The organism is Bradyrhizobium sp. NBAIM03, assembly GCF_020194055.1.
GTDB classification, from domain to species: domain Bacteria; phylum Pseudomonadota; class Alphaproteobacteria; order Rhizobiales; family Xanthobacteraceae; genus Bradyrhizobium; species Bradyrhizobium yuanmingense.
In genome coordinates this window covers 1-2,920 of the sequence record NZ_JADYVS010000071.1, presented here as the reverse complement: position 1 = coordinate 2,920, position 2,920 = coordinate 1, and the positions used below count along the sequence as shown (strand labels likewise).

Genomic DNA, 2,920 nt, shown 5'->3' with positions numbered 1-2,920 from the left:
CACCTGCGGTCGCGGATGGGCCATGATCGGCACTGCCGGCAGGCTCGTCGGCCACTTCTACATACACAATGGCGACGATTCGGCCTTCGTTTGCGAACACAGCTGAGTTCTTCAACAGCCTGCTAGGTGGCTACTTGGCCAGGGCGGGCGGTCCGCCACCCGGAAACGTTGTCATCTGGCGCGGCCTCTCCCGACTCGCAGACATCGAACTCGGCGCCGAAATCGCCGCGGCTGGAAATGTGGGTAATTGAAAGCCGGAGAACGGCTTGCTGAATTTGCGCCCCCACTGGCGCACGGTTTCATAGGTCACGCCGATGCCACGCGCCGCCAGCATTTCCAGACCATGCGCAAGCTTAAGGGAAACCGGAAATACAACCAAACGGCATAGCTGATCACTTTCGTTAACTTGACGGTACCGCCTAACCTGCGGCGACAAGCCGAGCTGTGCATCCGGGCCGCGCTAGGTTCGCATGCCCGGTGGAAATGATATCTGTACTTTGCGCCGTCGTCGATACCAAGGCCGATTGGCACGCCAATTGCTGGAATATACTGAGGAAGAACACCAAGATGGCCGAGAGGATATCAATGTCAAACCCTAATTGGTTCTCTTGGTTGAGTTTTCCATTTTTCGCGCCACTCAGCGGGTCGGTGGTGCAGGACATCGCACCGAATTTTCACCGGCAAGTCGATAATGACGTAAGTGCTGAGATTGGCTTAGCTGAACAGCTGGTCATTCTTTCCAAGGCCGTTAAAGAGCTTAGGACGATGCTCGTAGGCATCGAGGAGACACCAGGCGCGAAGCTCAAGATCGCATCCGAGGATGCAACAACAGCAATGGGGCAGCTCACAGGGATGGAAGCAAAAGTAAACGAGATCAAACAGCGTCATAGCAAGGCCGCCGATCTGGAAGCTGAGCGCGCGCTAGATCGCCTAAAGGAGGTTAATCCCGAGGGATATGAGACGTTCATTCGTAAGCGCGAGAACCGCGCGAGCACTGGCGGAGATGCCGGAAAGTCGAACGGCGGATCAGTCCAATAAGGCAAAGGATAAGCTCATGCTCAGCTCAAACTCAACTGTGCCTGGATCTGTAACAGCAGCTGGTTGGAATCTGTGGTCGAGGCGAGGCGTTTTGGGTCTTCAGCTGTGCCTGGTTCAAGACTCGGATGTCCGAACTTCTGCACGAAGATCGACGTCGCGGGTCAGCTCAGCCTATTCATCGCGGTCACGTGGGTCGCGCGCATTCGGTCCTGACGTCGCTCACCAGATGTTCTACCGTTAGAGCCGTTGGTTCCTAATCGAACTACTCTTGAAGACAGTAACCGGCCTGAGGCCCTATCTATCGGTGGAGGTGGAACGATGGCAAGTGCCATATTGATGGCAGGCTGGAAGGTGATTCCTATCGTCGTGTCGAGGTGATCACCGGGGAACGTCGGCGGCGAGGATGGATGGGCGAGGAGAAGGCGCGGATCATGGCGGAGATGCAGGCCTGCACACTCCGCTCTATGCCGCGCGGCATCTCAGCCGCTGCTCATGCGACGCGAAGAGATCGCGCATCGCTTCGTGACCTTCATCAGGCAGCCACAAGCCGTTAGCTCGCCGGCGCGTAGCAGCCGCGCGAGAAAACGGCGTCCCGGCGGTTCGTCTCCGCACGATCGCCCGGCTTCCTCGGGATTAATGATGGCGCCATCACAGTGCATTCGTGGCCGAGCGACCGGATCAGGCGATAAAGACCATAGCCAATTGGGCCGGCTCGTAACAGAAGTGGACGCGTCAAACCGGTTGGCAATCCGCTCTATGACGCGGCGCATGTTGACAATGAAGGCATCGACCTCGCAAGAACCGAACCTCGCCCTCCCGGCCTACATCCGCAATCCCGACGGCATTTCTCAGCTTGGCCACATCGATTCCGACAAAAGGCCTTCCTATAATCTGCCACGGCTCGTCCTCGTGATGAGGATCGGCTCGGTACGCCCGTGCAACCTTAGGACGCGCAGTGTAGGGCGAGCCATCTCACCGCAAGAGGTGCGCATACGGTCTAACTATTCAGCCATGTCCGACTGAAGACATTGTGCGTCGGGAGGCCAACATTGAGATGTAAGCATCCCGCTGGGCACAGGGAAGCGCACGATCTCGCGCCTTTCTCTAAATGCACAGAACATTTTCCGGTGGCACGTATATTGCTGCAAAGGGTGGTGAGGCTCAAAGACCTTCATCGCGCGGTGGACAGCGCTTTCGGAAAGCAAGGATACATACAAATGGGAAGCTTTATAATCAAATACAAGGCGAATGAGGACTACGTGATCGGCGTGCACGATCAGGCAGTGGGTGCTCCAATTGTACTTCGAAAAAGACATGCCGCCCTTCGATATATTGTCTGGGATATCGACCTTGACGCCGGCTCCATTAGGCTTCACGCAAGCGATCGGCTTGCACTCGCGCCAAGCGGTAATGCCATCAGGGAAGCTAGGCTCTACCTTCAGTTCTACGACGCTGCCAACCCTAACCAGCAGTGGGAATTTGGGGAGAACCCAGGTCCTATCTACAGCTTAGTCAATCGCAACCTGTGCATCGATAACAATAATAGCAGACAGCAAGAAGGCAACCCAATTTGGCTCTATCCGGAGAACGGCACAGTCGCTCAGAAGTGGCAGCATGTACCACTATCGAGCCTGCGCGCTACGGATCTCGAGGTTGAAGTTGCGGGGTAATCGCAAATCCTCTGCGCACGATGAGGCTTCATCTACGTGTGCTCACAGGGCGGGGTCGGGCCAGATCGTTCGACCCCCTTCCAAAGGGGATGTCCCGATCGCTGTTGAACTAGGTCGGATCGACGTTGCCGGAATGAATGTTACGCGGCCCTCGTGACGTGGGCAACGGGGTTGATCGTCATGCGATTGTGGCGAGCTTGAAGAGCCGCACG

Annotated in this window: 2 protein-coding genes and 2 pseudogenes; 2 read left to right on the top strand and 2 right to left on the bottom strand. The window is 56.6% G+C overall.

Annotation, left to right across the window (positions count from 1 at the left end; all coding sequences use genetic code 11):
• Window positions 1-256: 256 nt before the first annotated feature.
• A pseudogene (locus I6F21_RS37370) lies at window positions 257-450 on the bottom strand (hypothetical protein); the annotation flags it as partial.
• A gap of 117 nt (window positions 451-567) precedes the next feature.
• Between I6F21_RS37370 and I6F21_RS37365 the strand changes: the two are divergent.
• Window positions 568-1,038, top strand: coding sequence for a hypothetical protein (locus I6F21_RS37365; RefSeq protein ID WP_225132079.1), 471 nt, complete (start codon window positions 568-570; stop codon window positions 1,036-1,038).
• Window positions 1,039-1,542: 504 nt separating this feature from the next.
• Here the strand turns inward: I6F21_RS37365 and I6F21_RS37360 are convergent.
• A pseudogene (locus tag I6F21_RS37360) lies at window positions 1,543-1,750 on the bottom strand (IS110 family transposase); the annotation flags it as partial.
• 415 nt (window positions 1,751-2,165) lie between these two features.
• Here I6F21_RS37360 and I6F21_RS37355 point away from each other — a divergent pair.
• Complete coding sequence (locus tag I6F21_RS37355) at window positions 2,166-2,708, top strand: RICIN domain-containing protein (protein WP_225184340.1); 543 nt, start codon at window positions 2,166-2,168, stop codon at window positions 2,706-2,708.
• Window positions 2,709-2,920 lie beyond the last annotated feature (212 nt).

What these genes read in the sequence shown, in the direction of transcription:
- I6F21_RS37365 (WP_225132079.1), top strand. Translation starts at nt 568, where the DNA reads ATGGCCGAGAGGATATCAATGTCAAACCCTAATTGGTTCTCTTGGTTG.